At 70.1% G+C, this 22,984-nt stretch carries 25 protein-coding genes; 15 read left to right on the top strand and 10 right to left on the bottom strand.

The annotated features are described in order from the left end of the window. Nucleotides 1-9 precede the first annotated feature (9 nt). Both AB7E03_RS07295 and AB7E03_RS07290 read left to right on the top strand, forming a co-directional pair. Nucleotides 10-357: a LysR family transcriptional regulator gene (locus tag AB7E03_RS07295; RefSeq protein WP_489940590.1), complete on the top strand. Its 348-nt coding sequence runs from the start codon at nucleotides 10-12 to the stop codon at nucleotides 355-357. 96 nt (nucleotides 358-453) lie between these two features. Next, complete coding sequence (locus tag AB7E03_RS07290) at nucleotides 454-948, top strand: peptidoglycan-binding domain-containing protein (RefSeq protein ID WP_489940588.1); 495 nt, start codon at nucleotides 454-456, stop codon at nucleotides 946-948. Nucleotides 949-955: 7 nt separating this feature from the next. Here the strand turns inward: AB7E03_RS07290 and AB7E03_RS07285 are convergent, their stop codons facing one another. Beyond that, nucleotides 956-1,894 (bottom strand): Lrp/AsnC family transcriptional regulator, encoded by a 939-nt coding sequence (locus tag AB7E03_RS07285; protein WP_489940586.1) that lies wholly within the window; start codon nucleotides 1,892-1,894, stop codon nucleotides 956-958. A 199-nt stretch (nucleotides 1,895-2,093) separates the two neighbouring features. On the opposite strand from AB7E03_RS07285, the gene AB7E03_RS07280 reads away from it, so the two are divergent. From AB7E03_RS07280 to AB7E03_RS07250, 7 genes are all read left to right on the top strand, one after another. Beyond that, nucleotides 2,094-3,440, top strand: coding sequence for an MFS transporter (locus tag AB7E03_RS07280; RefSeq protein WP_489940584.1), 1,347 nt, complete (start codon nucleotides 2,094-2,096; stop codon nucleotides 3,438-3,440). Nucleotides 3,441-3,443: 3 nt separating this feature from the next. Then, on the top strand, nucleotides 3,444-5,117 hold the full coding sequence (locus AB7E03_RS07275; protein WP_489940582.1) for an amidohydrolase: 1,674 nt from the start codon (nucleotides 3,444-3,446) through the stop codon (nucleotides 5,115-5,117). Then, complete coding sequence (locus tag AB7E03_RS07270) at nucleotides 5,107-6,750, top strand: thiamine pyrophosphate-binding protein (RefSeq protein ID WP_489940580.1); 1,644 nt, start codon at nucleotides 5,107-5,109, stop codon at nucleotides 6,748-6,750. Before AB7E03_RS07275 ends, AB7E03_RS07270 begins: the two co-directional genes overlap by 11 nt. A 14-nt stretch (nucleotides 6,751-6,764) precedes the next feature. Then, nucleotides 6,765-7,754: an agmatinase gene (speB, locus tag AB7E03_RS07265; RefSeq protein ID WP_489940578.1), complete on the top strand. Its 990-nt coding sequence runs from the start codon at nucleotides 6,765-6,767 to the stop codon at nucleotides 7,752-7,754. Next, the gene (locus tag AB7E03_RS07260) at nucleotides 7,751-8,770 is read left to right on the top strand and encodes a C-terminal binding protein (protein ID WP_489940576.1); all 1,020 of its coding nucleotides are present in this window, start codon (nucleotides 7,751-7,753) and stop codon (nucleotides 8,768-8,770) included. Before speB ends, AB7E03_RS07260 begins: the two co-directional genes overlap by 4 nt. 130 nt (nucleotides 8,771-8,900) lie before the next feature. Continuing rightward, nucleotides 8,901-9,056, top strand: a complete 156-nt coding sequence (locus AB7E03_RS07255; RefSeq protein ID WP_489940575.1) for a hypothetical protein — start codon at nucleotides 8,901-8,903, stop codon at nucleotides 9,054-9,056. Beyond that, the gene (locus AB7E03_RS07250) at nucleotides 9,053-10,048 is read left to right on the top strand and encodes a hypothetical protein (RefSeq protein ID WP_489940574.1); all 996 of its coding nucleotides are present in this window, start codon (nucleotides 9,053-9,055) and stop codon (nucleotides 10,046-10,048) included. Before AB7E03_RS07255 ends, AB7E03_RS07250 begins: the two co-directional genes overlap by 4 nt. A gap of 29 nt (nucleotides 10,049-10,077) precedes the next feature. Here AB7E03_RS07250 and AB7E03_RS07245 read toward each other — a convergent pair whose 3' ends face one another. Beyond that, a complete protein-coding gene (locus tag AB7E03_RS07245; RefSeq protein WP_489940573.1) occupies nucleotides 10,078-10,647 on the bottom strand; it encodes a dihydrofolate reductase family protein in 570 nt (189 codons plus the stop codon). Between the two features lie 24 nt (nucleotides 10,648-10,671). Beyond that, nucleotides 10,672-11,859: an MFS transporter gene (locus AB7E03_RS07240; protein WP_489940572.1), complete on the bottom strand. Its 1,188-nt coding sequence runs from the start codon at nucleotides 11,857-11,859 to the stop codon at nucleotides 10,672-10,674. 47 nt (nucleotides 11,860-11,906) lie between these two features. Here AB7E03_RS07240 and pdxR point away from each other — a divergent pair, with 47 nt between their 5' ends. From pdxR to AB7E03_RS07220, 4 genes are all read left to right on the top strand, one after another. Continuing rightward, nucleotides 11,907-13,334, top strand: a complete 1,428-nt coding sequence (gene pdxR, locus AB7E03_RS07235; RefSeq protein WP_489940571.1) for a MocR-like pyridoxine biosynthesis transcription factor PdxR — start codon at nucleotides 11,907-11,909, stop codon at nucleotides 13,332-13,334. Nucleotides 13,335-13,393: 59 nt separating this feature from the next. Continuing rightward, nucleotides 13,394-13,951 carry a GNAT family N-acetyltransferase gene (locus AB7E03_RS07230; protein ID WP_489940570.1) on the top strand — a complete coding sequence of 186 codons (558 nt, stop codon included), beginning with the start codon at nucleotides 13,394-13,396 and terminating at the stop codon, nucleotides 13,949-13,951. A 119-nt stretch (nucleotides 13,952-14,070) separates the two neighbouring features. Beyond that, a complete protein-coding gene (gene rox / locus AB7E03_RS07225; protein WP_489940569.1) occupies nucleotides 14,071-15,510 on the top strand; it encodes a rifampin monooxygenase in 1,440 nt (479 codons plus the stop codon). Nucleotides 15,511-15,619: 109 nt separating this feature from the next. Next, complete coding sequence (locus tag AB7E03_RS07220; RefSeq protein ID WP_489940568.1) at nucleotides 15,620-16,234, top strand: hypothetical protein; 615 nt, start codon at nucleotides 15,620-15,622, stop codon at nucleotides 16,232-16,234. 21 nt (nucleotides 16,235-16,255) lie between these two features. Here AB7E03_RS07220 and AB7E03_RS07215 read toward each other — a convergent pair whose 3' ends face one another. Beyond that, nucleotides 16,256-16,900, bottom strand: a complete 645-nt coding sequence (locus AB7E03_RS07215; RefSeq protein WP_489940567.1) for a class I SAM-dependent methyltransferase — start codon at nucleotides 16,898-16,900, stop codon at nucleotides 16,256-16,258. A gap of 189 nt (nucleotides 16,901-17,089) precedes the next feature. Then, nucleotides 17,090-18,193 carry an epoxide hydrolase family protein gene (locus tag AB7E03_RS07210; protein WP_489940566.1) on the bottom strand — a complete coding sequence of 368 codons (1,104 nt, stop codon included), beginning with the start codon at nucleotides 18,191-18,193 and terminating at the stop codon, nucleotides 17,090-17,092. Between the two features lie 80 nt (nucleotides 18,194-18,273). On the opposite strand from AB7E03_RS07210, the gene AB7E03_RS07205 reads away from it, so the two are divergent. Then, nucleotides 18,274-18,894: a DnaJ family domain-containing protein gene (locus AB7E03_RS07205; RefSeq protein WP_489940565.1), complete on the top strand. Its 621-nt coding sequence runs from the start codon at nucleotides 18,274-18,276 to the stop codon at nucleotides 18,892-18,894. Between the two features lie 29 nt (nucleotides 18,895-18,923). Here the strand turns inward: AB7E03_RS07205 and AB7E03_RS07200 are convergent, their stop codons facing one another. Genes AB7E03_RS07200 through AB7E03_RS07190 form a run of 3 tightly spaced genes read right to left on the bottom strand, consistent with a single transcriptional unit; the run spans nucleotide 18,924 to nucleotide 20,661 of the window. Then, on the bottom strand, nucleotides 18,924-19,628 hold the full coding sequence (locus AB7E03_RS07200; RefSeq protein WP_489940564.1) for a hypothetical protein: 705 nt from the start codon (nucleotides 19,626-19,628) through the stop codon (nucleotides 18,924-18,926). Beyond that, complete coding sequence (locus tag AB7E03_RS07195; protein ID WP_489940563.1) at nucleotides 19,625-20,074, bottom strand: DUF6114 domain-containing protein; 450 nt, start codon at nucleotides 20,072-20,074, stop codon at nucleotides 19,625-19,627. The genes AB7E03_RS07200 and AB7E03_RS07195 overlap by 4 nt, the downstream gene beginning before the upstream one ends. Further along, nucleotides 20,065-20,661 (bottom strand): DUF6230 family protein, encoded by a 597-nt coding sequence (locus AB7E03_RS07190; RefSeq protein ID WP_489940562.1) that lies wholly within the window; start codon nucleotides 20,659-20,661, stop codon nucleotides 20,065-20,067. Before AB7E03_RS07190 ends, AB7E03_RS07195 begins: the two co-directional genes overlap by 10 nt. A gap of 132 nt (nucleotides 20,662-20,793) precedes the next feature. Between AB7E03_RS07190 and AB7E03_RS07185 the strand changes: the two genes are divergently transcribed. Beyond that, complete coding sequence (locus AB7E03_RS07185) at nucleotides 20,794-21,393, top strand: TetR/AcrR family transcriptional regulator (RefSeq protein ID WP_489940561.1); 600 nt, start codon at nucleotides 20,794-20,796, stop codon at nucleotides 21,391-21,393. A 9-nt stretch (nucleotides 21,394-21,402) separates the two neighbouring features. Here the strand turns inward: AB7E03_RS07185 and AB7E03_RS07180 are convergent, their stop codons facing one another. Both AB7E03_RS07180 and AB7E03_RS07175 read right to left on the bottom strand, forming a co-directional pair. Further along, nucleotides 21,403-21,726 (bottom strand): hypothetical protein, encoded by a 324-nt coding sequence (locus tag AB7E03_RS07180; protein WP_441781603.1) that lies wholly within the window; start codon nucleotides 21,724-21,726, stop codon nucleotides 21,403-21,405. Nucleotides 21,727-21,862: 136 nt separating this feature from the next. Continuing rightward, a complete protein-coding gene (locus tag AB7E03_RS07175; protein WP_489940560.1) occupies nucleotides 21,863-22,771 on the bottom strand; it encodes a DsbA family protein in 909 nt (302 codons plus the stop codon). Between the last annotated feature and the right edge of the window lie 213 nt (nucleotides 22,772-22,984).

The following is a 22,984-nucleotide window of genomic DNA, read 5'->3' as shown; positions in this document are numbered from 1 at the left end:
GGGTCTTACGTGAACGTCACCCTGCTCGTCCGGTTCGTCGCCGTGGCGGAGGAGCTGCATTTTCCGCGCGCGGCCCAAGCCCTCAACATCCCGCTCGCTTCTCTCTACTCGTCGATTTCGAAGCTTGAAGACGAAGTGGGATCCCCGCTCTTCACCCGCGACTCCAACGGAACCCGCCTGACCGCGGCCGGGACGCTGTTCCTGGCCACGGCGCGGGACGAGATCGCTGCGGCCCCTGCGCCGGCTAAGAAGCCCGTCGTCCCGGCTGGCGGCAAAGCCAAAGCATCCAAGGGGAAGGGTCGCGCTCCGGCGGTGAAGGGCCAGCCGAAGCCGTACAAGAAGCGTCAAGGACGCTAGCCGTAGACGGCACCGTCTGGGACACTTCACGCAGAACGCCGCGGAGCACCGACACCCGCCGGGCTTGGGGACAGCGCTCGGGGGAGGAACGCGATCATGTCGAATCCAGGGCAGCCGACGGTGCGTCAAGGTGACACCGGAAACGCCGTCAGGCGGGTGCAGCGCGCACTGCGACGGACACCGAATCTGAGCATCGTCGTGGATGGCATCTTCGGCCCGGCGACGCATGCTGCGGTCGTCGAGTTCCAGCAGGGAGCCGGGCTGGCGGCTGACGGGATCGTGGGTCCCCTCACGTGGGCGGCGCTGCCGGACGGGGGCCCCATGCCGGTGCTGCAGGAAGGTTCGAGAGGACCCGTCGTATCGAGTCTGCAGACGGTTCTCACGAATGGCGCCGATCAGTGGGGAGGCGTCACTCCGCAAGGGATCGACGGGATCTTCGGCCCGCACACCAAGGCCGCGGTCAAGGCATTCCAGCGGTGGGGCGGCGTCACCGCGGATGGCATCGTGGGCGATCAGACGTGGGGCGTCTCCCTTCGCGCGGCGAGTGCGACGCTGGAGTCGGCCGTCGGCCTGCAATACGTGGAGTCCTGAGCGGGGCCTAAACCCCGACGATCCGCCCCAGCGTCCGCGTGTAGTCCTCCTTGATGATGTCGAGGTGCGCCCACGTGTCGAGCGACCCGACCTCCGGGAAGGACCGCAACCGTTCCACCACGGCCAGAACGTTCGCCGATGACGTGCCCACGATCGTCGCGATGACGTCGTAGGCGCCGTGCGCGTCGGCCGCCAGGTCGACCGCCTGCGTGGCGACCAGGTACTCACGCACCTCGTCCGCGGGGCCCCGCAGCGCGATCCCGACGCCCACGGCGAGGCGGTTGCGGGAGAGGCCGCCTGCGTCGATGGCGGCGATGCGGATGACGCCGGCGTCAAGGAGTCGGCGGACGCGGGCCCGGGCGGAGGAGGGGGAGAGGCGCACCGCGTCAGCGAGGGTCCGGTAGCTGGCCCGGCCGTCATCCTGCAGGATCGCGATGAGGGCGTGATCGAGGCTGTCCAGTCGCACGTCGGTGACCGAGCCGGCGGTGATGAACTCCTTGAGGAGGGCGTCGTAGGTGCTGACGCGCACCTGGCGCACTCCTTCTATTCGCCGGATGGCGTCGAGGGTGGCGTGCAACTCGTCCACATCGCCGTGGCGTGACTCGAAGACGAGCGGGAAGGCGCCCGCCACCAGGGAGACGAAGACGGTGTCCGGCAGCTCGGCGATCCGCTCGGCGACCGGCCGTGCTGGGCCGTCGACGGCGACGGCGGCGTGGATGAGCACGTTGAGGCCCGCGAAGCCGGGGTCCAGGGCGGCCACAACCCGCAGGCCGTCGCGGCCGATCAGGGTGTCCAGCCGCCGGGACACGAGGTCGCGGGAGACGCCCAGGCTCCGTGCGAGATCCTGGATGCTGGCCCTGCCGTCCTCGTGCAGCGCGCGCACGATGCTGCTGTCGAGGGAGTCGAGGTCGCGCTCCGGGGAGCCCGTATCGCGGCGGGGCGGCATATCGGCAGAATACCCGGAATCGCTCGTGCGCGACCGCAAATCGGCGGCATGGACGCGCAGCAGGCGATGAACGGCGCAAGAAATAAGAGAACAGCCCGCAGAAGCGCGGCAAGAGACAACGCATAACGCCGATCTGCCTTTGGACATTCGCCGAACCACGCGCCAGACTTCACGTCATTACCGAGCAAAGGAGCTTCGTGTGTCAGTTACCGCAACGCAACCCCGAGGACACGCCCGTGCGCTGAAAGCCGGCCTCGCCTCGGTGGTCGGCACGACCATCGAATGGTATGACTTCTACGTCTACGCAACGGCCGCGGCCCTCGTGTTCCCGCAGGTCTTCTTTCCTGAGGTCAACCACGCGCTCGGCACGCTCGCGTCCTTCGGCACCTACGCGGTCGCCTACTTCATGCGTCCGCTGGGTGGGATCATCTTCGGGCACATCGGCGACAAGCTCGGCCGCAAGCGCGCCCTCACCCTCACGCTCTTCATCATGGGCATCGCGACCGTGCTGGTCGGCTGCCTGCCCGGGTACGCATCCATCGGCATCGTCGCGCCTATCCTGCTCATCCTGCTGCGCGTCGCTCAGGGCCTGGCGGTCGGCGGCGAGTGGGGTGGCGCGAGCCTGATGTCGGTCGAGAGCGCGCCCGCGAAGTTCAAGACCTTCTACGGTGGCTTCACCCAGCTCGGCAACCCGCTCGGCGCGCTGCTCGCCTCGGGTGCGTTCTGGATCCTGGCCGGGATGGGCGACGAGGTCCTCCTGACCTGGGGCTGGCGCATCCCGTTCCTGTTCAGCATCGTGCTGATCGGCGTCGGCATCTGGGTGCGGCTCCGGGTCGAGGAGACGCCGGTCTTCGAGGAGAAGATCGAGGGGCACGCGCAATCGACGCCCATCGTGTTCGCGCTCCGAAACAACTGGCTGCCCATCCTGCTCGGCTTCTGCATCATCGCGATGTCGTCCGGCGGCTATGTGATCGCGACGACGTTCGTGCAGAACTTCGCCACCAGTCCGGAGGTCGGCCTTCCCGCCGGCGTCATCCTCGGCGCCATGACGGTCGCCTCCTTCATCGAGGCGCTGGTCACCCTGCCGCTGGCGATCCTGGGCGACAAGTGGGGCGGCAAGCGGGTGATCATGCTCGGCTCGTTCCTCTCCTTCCTGGCCGTGATCCCGCTCGTGCTGGTGATCCAGAACCACCAGGTGACTCTGATCTACGTCTTCGTCAGCGTCATCCGGATCACGCTGAGCGGGGCCTGGGCGCCGCTGTCCACCGTGATGACCCAGATGTTTCGCCCGCAGGCCCGCTACACCTCGATGTCGCTCTCCTACGGCATCGGTGCGGCGGTGTGGGGCGGCCTGTCGCCGGCCATCGCGACCGCGCTGATCGTGGCCACCGGAACCTTCTGGTCCGCGATCTGGTTCTTCGGGGCGCTCGCCCTGATCGCCCTCGTAGGGACGTACTTCGCCCCGCAGCACTCCGACGCAGCCCCGGTCACCGCCTCTTTCAACCCGCGCGTCGACACCACCGCCATCAAGACGACAAGGATCTGACCTGTGCGACAGCTGGCAACCTACGACGACCGGGACTCGGCACCGACCATCGTGACGGCCGACGTCATCCTGACCGTCGACGAGAGCGCGCCTCGCGCTGAGGCTCTGCTCGCGGCGGGCGGGAGGATCCTCGCCGTCGGCTCCCTCGCCGAGGTGGAAGCCGAGGCCCAGAAGGCCGGGCTGGACCCGCAGCGCGCCGACTTCCCGGGCGCGACGATCGTTCCCGGCTTCATCGACGCGCATGCGCATCCCCTCATGTACGGGCAGCTGCTCACCTGGGTGGATGTGAGCCCTGCGCGCGCCGGCTCCATCCCGGAGATCGTGGAGCTGATGCGGGAGGGCGGTCAGCGGCTGCCCGCGGGGGTTCCGTTGCGCGGCTACGGGTACGAGCAGCGCAACCTGGCCGAGCGGCGGCATCCCACGAAGGAGGAGCTGGACCGGGTCGCGACCGATCGCGAGGTGTACGTCATGAACGCCTCCGGCCACGGCGGCGTGGTGAACAGCTACACGCTGGAGAAGTACGGGATCACGCGGGACACGCCGAATCCCGAGGGCGGCGAGTTCTTCCGGGATGCCGACGGCGAGCTCACCGGCGAGCTCTCGGACGCGGCGTGCAATGTCCTCACCGGACTACACGGGGTGAAGATCGGCCACCACGGCCCCAACTTCCACCTGGGGGATGAGCCGGCCGAACACCAGCGCCAGCTCGACATCGCGCAGCGCGAGTTCCTCTCGGCCGGGGTGACCGCCCTGGGTGACGCGCAGGTCTCCCAACGCGAGTTCGCGGCCTACCTGGCGATGGCGAACCGCGGCGCGCTCTCGGTGCGCGTCTCCATGTACTTCCTCTCGCACCTGCTCGATCAGGTCGTCGACCTCGGTCTGACCGGCCCGTTCGGCAACGCGTTCCTGTCCGCCGCAGGGATAAAGCTGTACGCGGACGGCACGCTCGGCGGCTGGACCGCCTACTTCCCCGAGGGGTACCTCGGCGACCCGTGCCGCACCGGCCAGCTGTACCACGAGCCCGCCGAGTACGCGCAGCTGGTCGCCAAGGCGCACGGCGCAGGGCTGCAGACCGCGACGCACGCGCAGTCCCCGACGGCGATCGCGATGGTGGTGGATGCGCTCGAACAGGCCCTGACCGAGCATCCCGATCAGGATGCGCGCCATCGGATCGAGCACTGCGGCCTGCCCGACCCGGTCGAGATCGAGCGGATGGCGCGACTCGGCATCCGGCCGGTCAACCAGACCCAGCACTACTACAACTGGGGCGAAGGGGTCGAGCAGGCCATCGGAACCCCGGGCGAGCGGTTCAACCCGCTGGGCGAGTTCCTCGAAGCCGGCGTGCCGGTGACCATCTCCTCCGACGCGCCGGTCGCCGAGCCGCGTCCGCTGGAGGCCATCCAGGCCGCCGTGACCCGGGTCACCCGCCGGGGCCGCAAGCTCGGGCCGGACTCCCTGCGGATCAGCGCGGAGGCTGCCCTCCGCGGTCACACCCTGGAGGGCGCCATCACCCTCGGACGCGAGAACGAGCTCGGCTCGCTCGAGCGGGGCAAGCGCGCCGACTTCGTGGTGCTCGACGGCAACCCGCTGACGGCCGCCCCCGAGGAGATCGCGGCGATCCCGGTCCGCGAGACCTGGGTCGACGGCACTCGGAGGTTCCAGTCCGATGTCGACTGAGACCCTGAGCGAGAGGCGGGCGGACATGGAGACGCGCGAGAAGCGGACCACCGGCTGGGTGCTCCTCGAGACGCTCCGCAACTACGGCGTCGACACCGTGTTCGGCATCCCGGGCACCCACAACCTGGAGTTCTACCGTCCACTCGCCGCGCTGGGCGTGCATCCCGTCACCACCCGCCATGAGCAGGGCGCGGGCTACGCCGCCGACGGCTGGTCGCTGCAGACCGGCAAGCCCGGGGTCGTCATCACGACCAGCGGACCCGGCCTGCTCAACGCCCTCTCGGCGGCAGGGACCGCGTACTGCGAGTCGCGGCCGATGATCATCCTGTCGCCCGGCCCGGCGCGCGGGAGCGAGTTCGCCGACGTCGGCACTCTGCACGAGACGAAGGACCAGCTTGCCGCAGCGTCCGCGATCGTCGAGTGGGGCCGTCGGGTCGCGTCCGCCGAGGAGGCCGTCGCCGCCGTCCACGATGCGTTCGAGTTGTTCGCGACGGCGCGGCCGCGTCCTGTGTACATCGAGGTTCCGCTCGACCTGCTGGAGGAGGAGACGGAGCTGCCAGCGGAGTCGCTGGCGCCCCGCGTCTTCCCGGAAGCGGCGGCGCCGGATGCGGGAGCCGTCGCCGAGGCGGCACGGCTGCTCGACGCCGCGGCCGACCCGGTCATCCTCGCCGGCGGCGGATCGCGGACGGCGACGGCCGAGCTCCGGGCGCTCGCCGAGCGCTTGGGCGCGCCCGTGGTCACGACGCTGAATGCGAAAGGGGTGCTCGACGAGCACCACCCGCTCTCGCTCGGCGCGAATCTGCGGCTGGCTGCGGCGAGGAACCGCGCCCGCGACGCCGACGTGCTGCTGGTCGTCGGCTCGAAACTCGGCGAGGCCGAGCTCTGGGTGGAGAAGCTAGAGGCTCGCGGTCACGTCATCCGCATCGACCTCGTCGAAACGCAGCTCGGGAAGAACCAATCCGCCGAGGTGGGTATCGTCGCCGACGCTCAGGCCGGTCTTGCCGCTCTGGTGGATGCGCTCGGCGCAGGCGACCCGCGGCCCGACGCCCGCGTGCCCGAGACTCTAGCGGCCGTGGCTGCGGAGTGCCGGGAGCTGTCGCCCGTCAACACGGATCTCGCGGACGCCATCGTCGCCGCGCTCCCCGAGGACGCCATCGTCACCACCGACTCCTCCCAGATCGGCTACTGGGGCCTGCTGAACCGGTTACAGGTCGCCACACCCAACTCCACGCCGTACATGCCGACGTACGCCACGCTCGGCTACGGCCTCCCCGCGGCCATCGGCTCCCGGCTGGCGGTGCCGGACCGTCCGGTGTTCGCGGTCGTGGGCGACGGAGCGCTCATGTTCTCGCTCCAGGAGTTCATCACCGTCGTGGAGCAGCGGCTCGACATCACGGTGATCGTGGTCGACAACGGAGGCTACGCGGAGATCAAGCAGAACGAGGCGGATGCGGGCATCGCGCCCGTCGGGGTCGACCTGGTCCAGCCGGACTGGGTGGCCCTTGCCGGGGCGTTCGGCGGCACCGGCCGCCAAGTCGCGACTCGTCAGGAGTTGGTCGAAGCCGTCGCAGCCGCGGGCGATGTGGGTGGTCTGCACGTCGTCCACCTGCCGCAGGTCGCGTTCGTCAAGTAACAGGAGGAACAGCCATGAGCACGCCACCGATCGGCCCAGCCGACGCGTCGAAGACGCCCCGCTACGCGGGCCTCTCCACCTTCGCCCGGCTGCCGCGCCTGGAGGACGTCCCGTCCGTCGACCTGGCTGTCGTCGGCATCCCCTTCGACACCGGCGTGAGCTTCCGGCCGGGCGCGCGCTTCGGCCCGGAACATGTCCGCGCCTCCAGCCGGTTGCTGCGGCCATACAACCCGGCGCAGGACTTCTCCGGCTGGGAGGCCGTGCAGGTCGCCGACGCCGGCGACATCGCGGTGAACCCGTTCCACATCGACGAGGCGGTGCGGCAGATCGCCGAGGCGGCTGGCGATCTGGGCAGCCGCGTCGAGCGCATCCTCACGATCGGCGGGGACCACACCATCGCGTACCCGCTGCTGAAGGCGATCAGCCAGAAGCACGGTCCCGTCGCGGTGCTGCACTTCGACGCCCACCTCGACACCTGGGACACGTACTTCGACGAGCCGGTCACCCATGGCACCCCGTTCCGCCGCGCATCGGAGGAGGGGTACCTGGATCGGACGGCGTCCGTGCATGTCGGCACGCGCGGCCCGCTCTACAGCAAGCAGGACCTGGAGGACGACGAGCGGCTCGGCTTCTCCATCGTCTCCAGCGAATACATCGAGGAGCACGGCATCCCGGCGGCCCTCGAGCGCATCCGCCAGCGTGTTGGAGACCGGCCCCTGTACATCTCGGTCGACATCGACGTGCTGGACCCGGCCCACGCCCCCGGCACGGGGACGCCCGAGGCCGGCGGACTCACCAGCCGCGAGCTGCTCAGGCTGCTGCGCGGACTCACCGACCTGCAGATCGTCGGCGCCGACGTCGTGGAAGTCGCACCGGCGTACGACCACGCGCAGCTGACCGGGATCGCGGCCAGCCATGTGGCCTACGAGCTGATGACGGCGATGGCGCAGGTGATCGTGCGGGAGCGGGCTCTTGTGGATGCCGTGGCGGTGGCCGGCTCATGACAGACGCCCGGCGCCCGCTCGCCGTGTACACCGACGTCGACGACACCGACCCGGCTCCCGGAATCGCGCTGCTCGAAGCGCACGGGTTCGAGGTGCGTGTGCTCGGCACGCGTGATCCTTCGGCCATCGTCGCGGCGGCGCGGGATGCGGACGCTCTGTTGCCCGGCTACGCTCCGATCGACCGCTCGGTGATCGCGGCGCTGCCTCGGCTGAAGGTCATCGCGCTCATGTCGATGGGCTTCGACTACGTGGACGTGGAGGCGGCGACCGAGCGCGGTGTCTGGGTGACGAACGTCCCGGGCGCGGCGACCGAGGAGGTCGCGACGCATGCCCTCGCGCTGCTCCTCGCGAGCCTCCGGCAGCTTCCCTTCTATACGGGGTCCGCGACGCCGGCTCGGTGGAATTCGCGGGCGACCGTGGCGCCTCCCCGCCTGAGCGAGCTGACGCTCGGAATCGTCGGGTTGGGCAAGATCGGGCGGGAGTTCGCCCGCCAAGCCGGGCCGCTGTTCGGCCGAGTGCTCGGCTACGACCCGATGCTGCCGGACACGGCGGAGGTCCGCTCGTCGCTCGAGCGTGCCGGAGTCCAGCGGGCGAGTCTGGACGAGGTGAGACGCAGCTCCGACGTGCTCTCCTTGCACCTGCCGCTCACGCCCGAGACGGCATCGATGGTGGATGCGGACTTCCTGGCCGCGATGCCGTCGGGGTCGGTCCTGGTGAACGTCTCCCGAGGCGGCCTCATCGACAGCGCGGCGCTCGCCGCAGCCTTGGATGCGGGGCACCTGTCAGGCGCGGCACTTGACGTGCTCGATGAGGAACCGCCGCAGGCCGGGCATCCACTGGTCGGTCGCGACGACGTCATCCTGACGCCGCACATCGCCTACTTCTCACAGCGCACCGAGGTGGAGTACGTGCGTGTGCAGGCGCAGAACGCGGTGGCGGCGGTGACGCTGGGGGAGCCGGATGCGCCGGTCAACCGGCCGGTTGGGGTGCGTCACTCGACGTCGGCTTCCGCGTAGCGCGCGGTCGCTGGCCCGCTAGCATCGTCACGGGACAGCGACGAAGGGGGACGTTCGTGACCGAATGGAAGCTGCGACCGAAAGTGGTCGTCGACACGGCTGCTGTGCCCGAGCGGGCATTGGACGACCGGTGAACACGGATCCGTTCAGCGGGCTCGCCCTCACCGTCGTCCTCGTAGCGGCCGGGCTCTACGCCGTCTATTGGGTGGTCCGCCGCGCCGTCGCGGATGGCATCCGGGATGCAGGACGGCCCGGCCGGGATGGGCGCGACCGGGACGCCGCATGACGGACGACACCTCGCCGCAGCTGGGCCACAACGATGTCGAGCGCGCAGCGCTCTCCGGTGACGGCGAGCCATTGGATGCGCTGCTCGACGCACTCGGCGCGAGGGACGTGGCGGTGCCGCCGGATGCCCCGGGGGTCGGTTGGCGGGTACTCTCACGGAGCGGCGACGAGCGGCCGATTCTGATCGGCTCGCCTGCGCGTCCCGACGGCTCGGCATGGCGAGTCGCTCAGCTGTACCAAGACGTTGATGGGCCCGGTCGCTTCTCAGTGCATCCCGAGACCCTGTCGCTGCGTCGCAGCGTCGCGGAGCGGCGTGCCGGACTCGTCCTTCGGTGGCCCGCGGTCACGCGCGACCTGCTCGACTTCGATGCCCTGGCGGTCGACATCGTGAACGAGGGAGCCGAGCGCTGGCTCCCCGACGGCGACGCCTTCTACGCTGTCGCTGTGCTCCGCCCGGTCGGCGACGAGTCCCACTCCATCTCCTTCGGGTTCGCCGGCGGAGCCAACCCGGCGCCGGCGCTTGATCCTGGCGAGTACGTCCGCGTCATCGCGCGCATCGACTCCTCGGCATGGCGCATGGCGGAGCCCGGTCCTCATCACCTGACCGCATTCGCCCCGATGCTCCGGCTGACCACCGCTGAACCGCTGCTGGTGGAGCTCACGACGGAGGTGATCGACGCCCGTCGCCCGCCCGAGCCGCGGGTTGAGCCACCGCACCAGCGCGTTCTCGCGGCTGATCGCCTCAGGCACGTGCGCGTCATGCGAGCCGCACGCGACGCGTTCCCTGAACTCATCGAGGCCATCAAGGACGCGCGAGACGATGCTCACGCCCTGTCGCGCATCCAGGACATCCTCCACTGCGACGACTCCGAGGCGCAGGCGGCGTACAACCTGCAGCTGCGTCGTGCTCGGATCGGCTACCAGGATGTGCTTGCGATGGAGATCGAGGACTTGGAGAGACAGGTCGAAAACGACGAAGACGGCGAGCCGTAGCTCGGCCGTGTCCGACCTTCTGTGCGCCCTCATCCGCGCCGCTCGTATTCCACCAGCATCGCCCCGGTGTCCATCGTCCGCGACGAGACCAGCGTCAGGTCCGCCGGCGCCCCGCCGCCCGCGAACACGGACCGACCGCTTCCGGCGAGCCGCGGCATTACGAGCAGGCGGTACCGGTCGACCAGTCGTTCCTCGATGAGTGCCGCGACCAGCGACACGCCACCGACCGCCACGATCTCGCCGGACACCTCGCGCTTGAGGCGGCTAACCACCTCGGCGAGCGGGCCGCGCGCGATCGTCGTGTTCCATTCCGCTTCCGGGAGCGTGTCGGAGACGACGACCTTGGGCAGGGTGTTCATGGTGCGGGCGAAGGCGCGGTAGTCCGAGGGGTTGCTCTCGTCCTCGGCCGCCATGGGCCAGTAGGCGGCGTTGAACTCGTAGGCGACGCGACCATAGAGAAGGGTCTGGCCCTCGTGCGCGTTCGCGCCGGACCAGTACTGCTGCATGTCGTCCGACCAGGCGGGCGAGATCAGTTCGCCGTCCTGAGTCTCGGTGAAGCCGTCCAGCGTCATGAACATTGCGGCGGTGAGGGTTCCCATGATGATTCTCCTTGTGTGTGACGGTCACGCGGCCGAGTGCCGGCGGACCAGGGTGAGCGCGAGCGGGAGGGCCAGCGCGAGGACGAGAAAGGCGGGCGCGTTCCCGATCAGGGCGCCAAGCGCGCTGATCGCGAGCGCGCCGACGGCCATGCCGCCGTCGTAGCCGGCGTTCCAGAGGGCGCTCACTGTTCCGAACTGCGACTTGTCGGCGTGGGCGTACATGTCGGCGATCGTCGCGTTCTGGAGGGCGCCGAAGCCCAGGCCGAAGACGGCCGCGCCGGTCAAAGCGAGCGGGATGCTGGAGGTCGCCGCCATCGCGGCCATGCCCACGGCCGACAGCAGGATGCCAGGGACGAACAGGCGGCGGTGCCCGACGCGGTCGCCGTAACGGCCGGCGACCCAGCGACCGACGGCGGTGGTGGCCGGCTGCAGGAGCAACAACACGGGCCCGAGTGTCACCGCATTACCGGCGAGCGCCCCGGGCACGCAGGTCACGACGACACCGGCCACGGCGGCGGAGGCCGCGAAGACGAGAGCCGGACGCAGGATGGATGCAGACCGGAGGCCGCCGAGGATTCCGGCGGCGGGTGACGCTGCAGCGGAGGTCGGTCGCACTACCCGGCCGGCCAGCCCGGCGACCGTGGCGAGAGCCAGCAGCGGCGCGGCTCCGGCGATCCAGAAGACGAGTGCGGGACCGGCGGCGGCGGTGATCGAGACGCCGAGCGGCAGGGCGAGCAGCGACGGGATGGCGCTGACCAGGCCCGCGACGGCGAGCCCCTCGCCGCGCCGCTCGGCGGGCACCAGCGCGGCGGTCACGGCGCCGCCTGCCACGATGGCGAGCGCGAACCCGAGGCCGCGGAGTACGCCGACCGCGACGAGGGCGGGGACTGATGCCGAACCGAGCAGCAGGAAGGTCGGAGCACCGAGCAGGATGAGACCGGCGGCAAGCACGACCCGGGCGCCCATCCTGTGCATCAGCCAAGGCGAGACCAGCTCGCCGGCGACCGTCGCGCCGAGCAGTGCGCCGTTCGCCACGCCGCCGGCGACAGGAGAGGCGGAGCCGGCGAGCAGCGGGACCACGGCCAGCGGGAGGAAGAAGCTAACCGAGCACGCCACGATCGAGATGAAACGCAGCAGCAGCGGGCGGGTGATCAGCCGTGGCCGGTTCGCGGCAGTGGTGCGGGCGGTGGTGCTGAGGGTCGTCGTGGTCATGAGACTGACACTAGGAACCGGGTGGCTCAGCGGTAAGATCCATTGCCATGGCGGTGGAGTGGTCCAATTCGAGCCCGGAGGTGCTGATCCAGCTCGACCGGGAGTCGCCGGAGCCGCTGCGCTCGCAGTTGCAGACCCAGCTGCGGGACGCCATCCAGACCGGACGGCTCGGTGGGGGCGAGCGGCTGCCGTCGACCCGCGACTTCGCCCGGAGCCTCGGGGTCGCCCGCGGCACGGTGCAGGACTGCTACGAGCAGCTCCGCTCCGAGGGGTACCTGGTCGCGCAGACGGGATCGGCCACGCGGGTCGCCGACCTGCGCGTCGATGCGGGCGGACGGAAGGCGGCAGAGAGCGCGCGAGCCGGAGAGTCGTACCCCAGCCCACCCCGCCACTGGATCGCCGACTTCGCCTCCGGCGTCCCCGACCTCGGCACGGTGCCCCGTGACGACTGGATCTGGGCCCTGCGGGAGGCCACCGGGACCGCCCCGAACGCAGCCTTCGACTACGGCGACCCCCGCGGTGACGCGGACCTCCGCGAGGTGGTCGCCTCCTACCTCCGCCGGGTGCGCGGGATGAGCGCGCATCCCGGCCGCGTCGTCATTTGCGCGGGGTTCGCCCAAGGAATCGCATTGACGTTCCGGGCTCTGGCCATTCGCGGGATGACGCGGGTCGCGGTCGAGGACCCGGGTTCGATCGGCACCGCGACCCGAGCGGCGGAGGCTGTGGGTGGGTCCGCGGTCCCCGTGCCGGTGGACGAGTCGGGAATCGACGTGGCGGCGCTCGACGCGAGCGGTGCGCGGGTCGTGGTGCTCACTCCCGCGCACCAGTGGCCGACGGGCGTGGTGCTCACCGCCGAGCGTCGCCACGAGCTGCTCGGCTGGGCGGAGCGGCGGGACGGGATGATCGTGGAGGACGACTACGATGCCGAGTTCCGCTACGACCGCGAACCGGTCGGCTCCCTCCAAGGGCTCGCGCCCGACCGGGTGGTCACCCTCGGCACGGTTAGCAAGTCGCTCGCGCCAGCCCTGCGCCTCGGCTGGGCGGTCGCGCCTGCGCACCTAGCCGACGACCTGACGGCTGCGAAGGCGGCGGCCGACCGTGGGGCGCCCACGCTCGATCAGGTGGCGCTCGCCCGCCTCATCGCATCCGGACGCTACGACCGTCATCTGCGCCGGATGCGTGCGCTCTACGGCGCGCGGCGGGATGCGCTGGCGGCGGCACTGCGCGAACGCGCACCGCACCTCCGGCTGACGGGACTCGCCGCCGGTTTCCATGTGGTCGGGCACTTGCCCGACGGCGCCGACGAGCGGACGGTGATCGCCGCCGCCGCGCAGCGCGGGGTCCGGCTCTATGGGATGAGCGCCTACCGTTCGACGCACAGCGTCCAGCCGCCGCAGCTCGTCTTCGGCTTCGGCAACACGTCGGTGGAGTCGATCCACGCCGGGATCGCGGCCGTCGCCGACCTGCTGCGCTGATCATCCGCGGGGCGGAGCGCCCCTCGCGCCCGCCGCTCGCGTTCCGGTAGACAGGACTCATGCTGACCGGCACCACGGTGGGGCTGCGCGCCCGCCACGATGACGACATCCCGATCCTTCGCAGCGAGCTGCTCGACGACGTGGCCGGATCCTCCCGGGCCGAGGCCGGGCCGTGGCGGCCGACCATGCCGGGGACGGATGACGCACGGCTGAAGCCCGACGCATCCAAGGAGAACGTGGTCTCGTTCTCGGTGATCGAGCTGGAGGGCGGGAGGCTGATCGGCACCGCCAACCTGTGGGGCATCGACACGCACAACCGGTTCGCGCACATCGGGCTCGGGCTGCTGCCGGCGGATCGGGGCAAGGGATACGGCAGCGATGTGGTCGCGGTGCTGTGCGCGTACGGGTTCACTGTGCGCGGGCTGCAGCGGTTGCAGGTGGACACGCTGGCCGACAACTACGCGATGCTGCGGGCGGCCGAGCGCAACGGATTCGTCCGCGAAGGGGTGCTGCGCAAGTCGGCGTGGGTGATGGGGGAGTTCCTCGACGAGGTGCTGCTCGGGCTGCTCGCCGAAGAGTATCGCCAGCGCGAGGACCAGCAGCGCGCGACGACCTGACCGTCCCCTTCCCGCATTTCCAGGATACCGGACGACCCCCGTCTTGCGGCAAGGCCCCTACGGTGCACCAGAATGGCTGGTCGCGGCCGGAAACGATCCGACCGATGAAGGGGGAATCGATGGGTTCTGACGTGTTCGACGTGATCATCAGCGGTGGCGGGCCGACGGGGATGATGCTCGCCAGTGAGCTGCGACTGCATGGCGTGGATGTGCTGGTGCTGGAGAGGGATGCGGAGCCCACCCAGCTCGTGCGCTCGCTCGGGCTGCACCCGCGCAGCCTCGAGATCATGGACCAGCGCGGGCTGCTGGAGCGGTTCCTCGCCCGCGGAACGCAGTATCCGGGGATGGGCGGCCGCTTCGCCGGCATCGTGAGCCCGCATCCCATCCGCCTGGACACGGCGCACGACTACATCCTCGGCATCCCTCAGCCGGTCACCGACGGCATCCTGGCAGAGCGCGCGGCCGAGCTGGGGGCGGTGATCCGGCGGGGGAGCGAGGTCTCCGGGTTCGAGCAGGATGCGGACGGCGTGACGGTCGAGCTCGCCGACGGCGGGCGGCTGCGGTCGCGCTGGCTCGTCGGCAGCGACGGCGGGCGCAGTCTGGTGCGGCGGCTGCTGGGTGTCGGGTTCCCGGGGGATGCGGCGACGACCGAGTGGCTGCTCGGCGAGGTCCAGGTGACGGCCTCGGCCGAGGAGATCGCGGCGGTGTCGGAGGAGGTGCGCAAGACGCATCGCGGGTTCGGGATCGGGCCGGCCGGCGACGGGCTGTTCCGTGCGGTCGTGCCTGCGGCATCGGTCTCCGAGGATCGCACGGTTGCTCCGACGCTCGAGGACTTCCGGGCGCAGTTGCGGGCGTATGCGGGGACCGACTTCGGCGTCCACTCGCCGCGGTCGCTGACGCGATTCACGGACGCGACGCGGCTCGCCGACCGATACCGGGTCGGGCGGGTGCTGCTGGCCGGGGATGCGGCCCACGTGCATCCACCGCTCGGCGGACAGGGGCTGAATCTGGGCATCCAGGATGCGTTCAACCTCGGGTGGAAACTGGCGGCCGAGGTGGGCGGATGGGCTCCGGAGGGGCTGCTCGACACCTACTTCACCGAGCGGCACCCGGCTGCGCAGGAGGTGCTGACCATCACCCGCGCGCAGAGCGAACTGATTTCGCCCGACCCGGGGCCGCAGGCGGTCCGGCGGCTGCTGACCGAGCTGATGGACTTCGAGGAGGTCGGCCGGTTCTTCGCCGAAAAGGTGTCCGGGATCGGCATCCGCTACGACATCGGCGAGGGGCCGGAGCTGCTCGGGCGGCGGATGCGCGACCTTCCGCTGGCCCGCGGGCGGCTCTACGAGCGGATGCACGACGGCACGGGGATGCTGCTCGACCGGACCGGCGCGCTGACGGTCGGGGGATGGGCGGACCGGGTCGACTACGTCTCCGACGTCGGCGAGGCGCTCGACGCGCCCGCGGTGCTGCTGCGTCCGGACGGCCACGTCGCGTGGATCGGCGACCAGCAGGATGCGCTGGGCCAGCACCTGCAGCGGTGGTTCGGGGCGGAAGGCTGAGGACCCGGGCGTTCCCCCGAAATGGGGGAACGCCCGCGGCCCAGCGGGTGGCGCTGCTGTGGCAGGCTGTCCACCGCGCCTCACCGCGAGACGCAGGTGGGGGAGACACGTGACCGACGCGACAGATGCGACCGACAAGAGTGAAACGACCGACGCGATCGACGCGATCGACGCGACCGACGCGACCGACGCGCCTCCGGTAGCGACCGGCGAGACATCGCCGGAGGATACGACATCCGACGCGTCCGGCCAGCAGGCGCCATCGCCGTCCTCCTTTACTCAGGAAGAGCGGGTCGGCCGCGGCATCGCGCTCGCGCTGTTGATCATCCCCGCGGGAATCATCGTGTGGACGGTCCTCTGGAACATCGGCTTCATCGCATCCATCGTCTCGTGGGGTGTGGCACTCGGCGCCGTCTGGCTGTACCGCGTGGGGTCGAAGGCGCGCGTCACGCGCGGCGCCTTCTGGGGCATCGTCGCGATCGTCATCGTGACCGTCGTGCTCAGCCTGCTCGCCGGGATCTTCACGGACCTCGCGGGCGTAGTCGGCATCCCGCTCATGGAGGCGCTGACGCGACCAGGGTTCTGGCAGCTGTTCGCGGACAACGTCTTCAGCAACGGGGAGATGTGGCAGGCGTACCTGCCGCAGGTGGGGCTCGCGCTGCTGTTCGCGGTGCTCGGGTGCTTCATGACGATGCGACGGCTGTCGCGGGAATCGCGGGCGTAGGCCGGCTGCAGCCGCGGTTGCTTAGCGCGCCGGGATCAGCTCGGCGATGAGCAGCTCGTCAGCAGCATCCGTCCACGTGTCACTGCGATTCACGATGAAGCCTGCGGGCGCGACTGTCTCGCCGAGGCGCTCCAGCGAGTCGAACGGCGTGTGGTCGATGTGCGCGGCCGCGGGTGCACCGCGGTGGCGGCTCGGATCGAAGGCGAGGAACGTCGCCGTGATCGCCCGGCCGTCGGGGCGCAGCACACGACGCCATTCGGCGATGGCGGCCTCGGGATGTGGGAAGAGCTGCAGCCCCGTGACGCACGTGACCAAGTCGAACGTGTCGTCGGCGAAGGGCAGTCCGGTCGCATCCGCCGCTAGTAGCTCGGCGTCGGGCAGGTGGCTGCGCGCTTCGTCGATCATGCGGGGAGAGAGGTCGACGCCGGTCGCGGACCCGGCGTAGCCGCGGTCGCGCAGGGCTCGCAGGACGAGGCCGGTTCCGGTTGCGACGTCGAGCACCGCATCCACCTCCGTCAGGTCGGCGAAGGCGGCGACGGCTGCAGCGAGCCCGCGGTGCATGGCGCTGTCGTCGTAGGTGGATGCGCGGTCGTCGAAGCGCTCGCGCACCGCCTTCAGGTGCTCGGCGCCGGCCCCCTCGTGGCTGGCCCGCTCATCATCGGTCACGCACGCCAGCGTAGCGACGCGAACGCCCGGCGCAACCGGCCGATCCACGCCCGAAAAGAAATAGCGGCGGTCGACTCACCCGAAAAAGCCGACCGCCGCGCACCGGGAACGCAGTACAGCTGCCCGCCCCCTGCGGTTCAGCCTGCCATCCGTTGCTTAGTGCACACAATAAAACGCCTGGCGCGAATGTCAACCGCTCAGGCGCGAGGATGTTCGTATGTTCACCTCGAGTTCATGAACGGCCGCGGCGACCGCGGCCGGCGCCTCCCAGGCGGTGAAGTGCCCACCCCGCTCCAGACGTTCGAACGCGCGGATGTCGGCGTAGCTCTTCTCGGCGAGCGACCGCGGGTAGGCGCCTTCGTGCCGCTGGATCAGGATGGACGCCGGCACGGTGACGATCGGGTGCAGGTCGTCCCCGTCCGGGGACTCGCGGTACGGACGGAAGCTGGTGCCGATCGACCTCGTCACCCAGTAGAGGGCGACGTTGGTGAGCACGTCATCCACGTCGAAGCGTTCGAGGCCATCGCCGTCGCTCCAGGCGGCCACCTTCTCAGCGATCCAGGCGAGGAGGCCGCTAGGCGAGTCGATCAGGGCGGCGGCGAGGGTGTCCGGCCGCGTTCCCTGCTCATGCGCATAGCCCGACTCCTGAGGGTTCACGACCGAGCGGAGGAACTCGGTCTCCTCGTCCGTCAGTTCGACGCCGGGCCGTGAGCGGCCGAAGAAGGACGCGTGCGTCGCGACGATCCCGGCAACGGATTCGGGATGTGCGCCCGCGAGCCAGTCGCTGACGCCGGCGCCGACATCCTCCCCGTAGGTCAGGTAGCTGTCGTAGCCGAGCTCGCGGGTCATCAGGGCGTTCCAGCGCTCGGCGACCCCCACGGAGGAGAACGGCTCGGGCAGGACGGCGGAGTACCCGTAACCGGGCAGCGACGGGACGATCACGTCGCGCTCTTCGCGGAGGAGATCGGCGAGGTCGAGCATCGAGGCGAACGAGTACGGCCAGCCGTGGGTGAGCACGATCGGCAGCCCGCCGGGGTTTCGCGCCGGCACCCGCACGACGTGGACCCCGCAGCCGTCGAGGTCGACCATCCGCTGCTCGTATTGGTCGAGGCGGCGCTCGAACGCGCGCCAGTCGTACCCCGTGCGCCACCGGTCGACGAGGCTCGCGAGCACGTGCGGTGGGATGCCGTTGGACCAGTCGGGGCCGGGCGTCGCCTCGGGAAGGATGGCGGCCTCCAGGCGCCTCTGCAGGTCGTCGAGAACGGGCTGCGGTACGTCGATGCGGAACTCCATCTGCTGACCGTAGCGGTGACCACAGACAGTGCGGCAGGCGGGGTTGACCTGGTGTCGGAGGCCGGGCGTAGGCTGAAATCATGGCCCGGAACCGCGACGAAACCCGTCGCGCGACTCGCGAGTCCGACCCGCTCGTCGAAGCCGCGCGGTACCGCGTGCGGCGTGACGCGGAGGCCCGCGGAGAGCAGGTGGAGGAGGCGAATCCCGGCCAGCCCACCATGGAGCAGCGGGCGCAGATCATCGAGAACAGCATCCAGCAGGCCATCCGCCGGGGCGAGTTCGACAACCTGCCGGGGGCCGGCAAACCGCTCCCCGGCCTGACCGGGACACACGATCCCGACTGGTGGATCCGGCGCAAGATCGAGCGCGAGCAGCTCACCGGTCTGGGGCCGCCGGCGCTTCTCCTCCGGACCGAGGACAAAGAGCTGGAGGCGAAGCTCGACCGGCTGGCCTCGGAGGGCGCGGTCCGCGAGCACCTCGAGACCTTCAACCGGCGCATCGTCGAGGCGCGACGTCAGCTGCAGGGCGGACCCCCGGTCGTCACGCCCACCCGCGATGTGGACGCAGAACTCGAACGCTGGAGGCAGCGTCGGCAGGAGCGCCTCCGAGAGGCTGAGGCGAACCGCCGCGCCGAGCAGGAGGCGTACGCGGCGATGTCGTGGCGCGAGCGCCGCCGGTTCCGCCGCCAGTCGGGCCGCTGAGCCGCCGGTCGGCCAGGATCGCGGAGCCGCTAGTCGGTCAGGTGCTGGTGCGGGTTGGTGAAGTGGATGCTGTCCGCGGTCACTCCGACGAGTCCGAGGGTCACGCGCAGCAGTTGCGGCGGCAGGCCGTCGGCCGGGGGTGGGGTGGCGGCGCCGAGCGTGAGGGCCTTGCCGTCCGGGCCGGTCGCGGTCACCGAATCCACGTACACCTGCACGTTGCCGCGCAAGGCCATCTGGTCGGCCGTCGTCGCGAGTTTCGGGCCGGTGTCCTTGCGCACGGTCAGGCTGAAACCGTCGATGGTGATGCTGTCGGCCGAGATCTTGAGCACCGGGATGCGGCTGCCGTCGGCGAGCGGGACGGTGACGACGCTGATCCCCTTCAGTCCTGAGAAGGAGAGGGACTGGCTGCCGAGCTGCGCGGGCGGCTGGGTGAAGACGGGAGCTCCGGCGTCCGGGCCGGCGGGCGCTGCAGGAGCGGTCGGGGTCGGAGTCGCGGAGGGCGCGGGTGCGCCCGGGGTCGCGGCGGCGGTGGGAAGCGGCAGCGATGGGACGCCGGGCGCGCCGGGTTTCGTAGAGGTCGGCGTCGGTGTCGGAGTGCTGCACGGCATGATGATAGGGATGCACAGTGCGGCCGGCGCGGCCGTCGGCACGCGGGCTGCGCCCAGTCCCGCCAGTGCGGCGGCGATGCAGGCTACGAGGGCGCCGGCGACGATCCCCGACTTCGGTCGCCTCATGCGATCGTGCCCTCGGTCGGGGCGGTCGCCGGCCCGACCGGACCAGCGTCGGTCCCTTCCGCGGCGGGCACGGCCGCATCCACCTCCACGGCGTCCTTATTCGGCATCCAAGCGACCGTGAGGATGCCGCCCACGCTGCTCAGCAGCATCCCGATGAAGAACCCGCCCAGATTGACGCCCACGAGCGAGTACACCGCGACGGCCAGCGCGATCACGCCGTAGAAGATGCGGTGCGCGGGCATGGCGATGACGAGGATGCCGAGCAGCACCAGCAGGATCGGGATGATCGTCGCCTGGAGCCCCTCGATGCCGAGCTGGACGTGGATCTTCCCGATGTCGAGCTGGCCCGAGAAGAACATCTCGATGCCGCCCAGCGCGGTCAGGACGCCGCCGACGAACGGGCGACCACGGCGCCAGGCGCGGAAACGATCCACGATCAGAAGCATCCCTTCGAGCCGTCGGTCAGCTGCACGTGCATCCCGCTCAGCGTGAAGACGGACGCCTGGGTGCTCCACGCGGTCTGCTGAAGCCCCGTGATCGTGACGGCATCCGCATCCTGAGCGAAGTCGCCCGCGGAGCCCTTGGCGGTGGTGTTCACCGTGGAGGCATCGACGCCGATGCGGATGTTGTGGAACTCGGAGTCGCCCTTGAGGTCCGTCATCCCGATCTGGAGGTCGGAGGCGGACGCCGGGGTTCCGCTGCCGCCCGCGGTGATCAGCATTCCGACCTTGCCGAGCGGGGTGTCGGTGACGACGGCCTGGCAGAGGTCGGCGAGGGTGGCGGACTTGATGTTCGCGATCGCGACCTGGTGCTGCACGCCTGCGGTGTCGGGCGCGACGCCCGCGTACTGCGAGAAGCCGGTGCCGTCGAGCTTGGATGCGCTGATCTGGAACTGGCTGCCGGACACCGCGAACGAGACGGGCACCGCGCCCTGCGCCACGCCGGTCATGAGCACGGTGGAGACGAGTGCGACGGGGACCGCGGCGAGCACGATCCGTCCGGCGTGCGACCCGGCGAGCTTTCGGAACTTCATCGATCCTCCTGTTCGGGGGACTTGACAGCCTCAGCGCAGTCAGGTCCAGGTGCGAGCTTAGACGTTATTGACATCGTGTCAATAGTCGGGGCGGCACCTCTGGCGCAGCGGCCCGGCGGTTAGGCTCGGAAGATGGAGACGGACCGGCGGACGCGGCTCACGCCGGACGAGCGCCGGGCGCAGCTGGTGGCGCTCGGGGTGGCGTTCCTCGCCGACAATCCGCTCGACGAGCTCTCCATCGAGGAGTTGTCGGCGCGCGCGGGCGTCTCGCGCGGGCTCCTGTTCCACTACTTCGGGTCGAAGCAGGGGCTCCACCGGGAGGTGGTCCGCACGGCGCGAGACAGCATGCTGCACGCGACCGAGCCGGTGCCAGGTCTGGCGCCGCTCGACCGCCTCCACGACACCCTGACGCGGATCGTCGCGTTCGTTCGTGAGCACAGCGGCACGTTCTACTCGCTGGTCCGCGGCGTCGCCTCCGGTGACACCGAGGTGCGGCAGGTGGTGGAGGAAGCGCGCGGCGAGCAGGCCGAGCGGGTGATCGCCGTGTTCCTCGAACTCGGCGTGGCGGAGACTCCGATGCTGCGGATCGCCCTCCGCTCGTGGGTCGCCTTCGCCGAGGAGGCGCTCGTCGAGAGCGCGATCGGCACCGAACTGCCGTCGGAGGAGATCGTCGGCTTCCTCGAGCGCAGCGCCCGCGGGGTGGTGGATGCGCTGGGCGCGCCCGCAGATTAGCTGCGCGGGCTAGATGCCCTCTTCCTCGACGTCCTCTTCGGTCAGCACGCCCGCATCCACGTCGTCGCCGCCGTGCTCGTCGTACTCGGGCTCGGCCTCGCGGGCCTGACCGCCGGTCGGACCGTCGTTGCCGTCGCCCGGGCCGGACCAGATGGTCTCGCCGGCGACCGCGTCGTTCGTAACCAGTTCGTCAGCGAAGTTGGCCTCGGCTTCGGGGTCGTTGAGCGCGTAATCCACGTCCCCGTCGGCCGGGTCGGACCAGCCGGGAGTCTCGCCGGCGTCGGACTCGCCGACCTCGACGTCGTCGACGCCGTCGTCCGGAATGCGTTCCATGCGTTCGCCCCTCTCACTTCCCACTGGCTTCGCTTCGGAACCTACACCTCGGCCCGTAACGCAAACAGTTCCGGAGTTTTTCGCACCGATCACGCGGATTCGGTGGAAAAACTCCGGAACTGTTGGAGTGGTCGCCCTAGTTCTTGGTCGGGAAGGTGATCGTCTTGCCGCTGCCTGCGTCCTTGACAGCCGCATCCTTGAACGCCGCGAACTGCGCAGCGTCGGTGAAGCCGCCCTGGTAGCGCTCACCGTTGACGAACACGGTCGGGGTGCCGAAACCGCCGCTGGTCGGGTTCTTCAGCTGGGAGTTGGCGGTCGCCTCCTGCGTCATCCGCGTCGCGAACGACGAGAAAGTCTCGTTGTTCACGCAGTCGGTGATCGCTTTGGACTCGACGCCCGCATCCTTGAACACCTTGAGGATCTCGGCGTTGGTGAGACCGCTGCCGGTCTGCTCATCCGGCTGGTTGGCGAAGAGGGCCGAATTGATGTCGAAGAACTTGTCCGGCTGCGAGTTCGCCACGCAGGATGCCGCACCGGCGGCGCGCGTCGAGTACTGGTTGTTCTTGCTGCTGTCGAGGATCGCGACCGGGTGGGTCTCCAGCGTCGCCGATCCCTCGCTCAGCCACTGCTTGATCTGGTCGTCGTTCGTGGTCTCGAACTGGTTGCAGTACGGGCACTGGTAGTCGAGCCAGATCTGGATGTGCGCGATCTTGCCGTCGAGCTTCATCTTCGTCGGCGTGGGCTTCGCGCCGTTCGCGATGGCGGGAGTCGTCACCGCTTTAGTCGGCGACGTGAGCACGATGCCGCCGCTCGCCATGTTCTTCGGGTTGGCCGCACCGCCACCGGCCCCACCGATGCCGGTGAAGATGAACACGGCGATGATCGCGAGCACCGCAACGATCCCGACGATGACCGAGCTCTGAACGACTACCTTGCGTCGTTTGGCCTTCTTGGCGGCCTCCTCGCGCATCTTCCTGGCGGTCTCGCGTGCCTCCTCGCGGCGGTCGCGTTTGGTCGGACCCGAAGTTCCCCGGCCACTTGACATTCAGCTCATCCCATCGACAATTGACAGTTCTCACCTGATCGTAGGGGGACTTTGCTTTGAAGGCCCTGTACCGCGTGCGGTACCGGGGGAGTCCGCCTTCCGCCGCCGCCGAGTTGACGCGACACGCCGTCGGCGGGGGCGTCGCGACGGCGTGTTGCGTCAACTCGGCGGGCAGGCAAGGGGCGGCCGGCCGTGAGAGTGGGGGAAGGAAAG

The sequence above is a fragment of the Leifsonia sp. RCC_180 genome (genome assembly GCF_058138205.1).
This window is presented reverse-complemented; position numbering and strand designations above follow the sequence as displayed.

What these genes read in the sequence shown, in the direction of transcription:
- AB7E03_RS07190 (WP_489940562.1), bottom strand. Translation starts at nt 20,661, where the DNA reads ATGAAGTTCCGAAAGCTCGCCGGGTCGCACGCCGGACGGATCGTGCTC.
- AB7E03_RS07175 (WP_489940560.1), bottom strand. Translation starts at nt 22,771, where the DNA reads ATGTCAAGTGGCCGGGGAACTTCGGGTCCGACCAAACGCGACCGCCGC.
- AB7E03_RS07180 (WP_441781603.1), bottom strand. Translation starts at nt 21,726, where the DNA reads ATGGAACGCATTCCGGACGACGGCGTCGACGACGTCGAGGTCGGCGAG.
- speB (WP_489940578.1), top strand. Translation starts at nt 6,765, where the DNA reads ATGAGCACGCCACCGATCGGCCCAGCCGACGCGTCGAAGACGCCCCGC.
- AB7E03_RS07185 (WP_489940561.1), top strand. Translation starts at nt 20,794, where the DNA reads ATGGAGACGGACCGGCGGACGCGGCTCACGCCGGACGAGCGCCGGGCG.
- AB7E03_RS07195 (WP_489940563.1), bottom strand. Translation starts at nt 20,074, where the DNA reads ATGCTTCTGATCGTGGATCGTTTCCGCGCCTGGCGCCGTGGTCGCCCG.
- AB7E03_RS07240 (WP_489940572.1), bottom strand. Translation starts at nt 11,859, where the DNA reads ATGACCACGACGACCCTCAGCACCACCGCCCGCACCACTGCCGCGAAC.
- AB7E03_RS07260 (WP_489940576.1), top strand. Translation starts at nt 7,751, where the DNA reads ATGACAGACGCCCGGCGCCCGCTCGCCGTGTACACCGACGTCGACGAC.
- AB7E03_RS07285 (WP_489940586.1), bottom strand. Translation starts at nt 1,894, where the DNA reads ATGCCGCCCCGCCGCGATACGGGCTCCCCGGAGCGCGACCTCGACTCC.
- AB7E03_RS07250 (WP_489940574.1), top strand. Translation starts at nt 9,053, where the DNA reads ATGACGGACGACACCTCGCCGCAGCTGGGCCACAACGATGTCGAGCGC.
- AB7E03_RS07205 (WP_489940565.1), top strand. Translation starts at nt 18,274, where the DNA reads ATGGCCCGGAACCGCGACGAAACCCGTCGCGCGACTCGCGAGTCCGAC.
- AB7E03_RS07270 (WP_489940580.1), top strand. Translation starts at nt 5,107, where the DNA reads ATGTCGACTGAGACCCTGAGCGAGAGGCGGGCGGACATGGAGACGCGC.
- AB7E03_RS07210 (WP_489940566.1), bottom strand. Translation starts at nt 18,193, where the DNA reads ATGGAGTTCCGCATCGACGTACCGCAGCCCGTTCTCGACGACCTGCAG.
- AB7E03_RS07245 (WP_489940573.1), bottom strand. Translation starts at nt 10,647, where the DNA reads ATGGGAACCCTCACCGCCGCAATGTTCATGACGCTGGACGGCTTCACC.
- rox (WP_489940569.1), top strand. Translation starts at nt 14,071, where the DNA reads ATGGGTTCTGACGTGTTCGACGTGATCATCAGCGGTGGCGGGCCGACG.
- AB7E03_RS07200 (WP_489940564.1), bottom strand. Translation starts at nt 19,628, where the DNA reads ATGAGGCGACCGAAGTCGGGGATCGTCGCCGGCGCCCTCGTAGCCTGC.
- AB7E03_RS07290 (WP_489940588.1), top strand. Translation starts at nt 454, where the DNA reads ATGTCGAATCCAGGGCAGCCGACGGTGCGTCAAGGTGACACCGGAAAC.
- AB7E03_RS07230 (WP_489940570.1), top strand. Translation starts at nt 13,394, where the DNA reads ATGCTGACCGGCACCACGGTGGGGCTGCGCGCCCGCCACGATGACGAC.
- pdxR (WP_489940571.1), top strand. Translation starts at nt 11,907, where the DNA reads ATGGCGGTGGAGTGGTCCAATTCGAGCCCGGAGGTGCTGATCCAGCTC.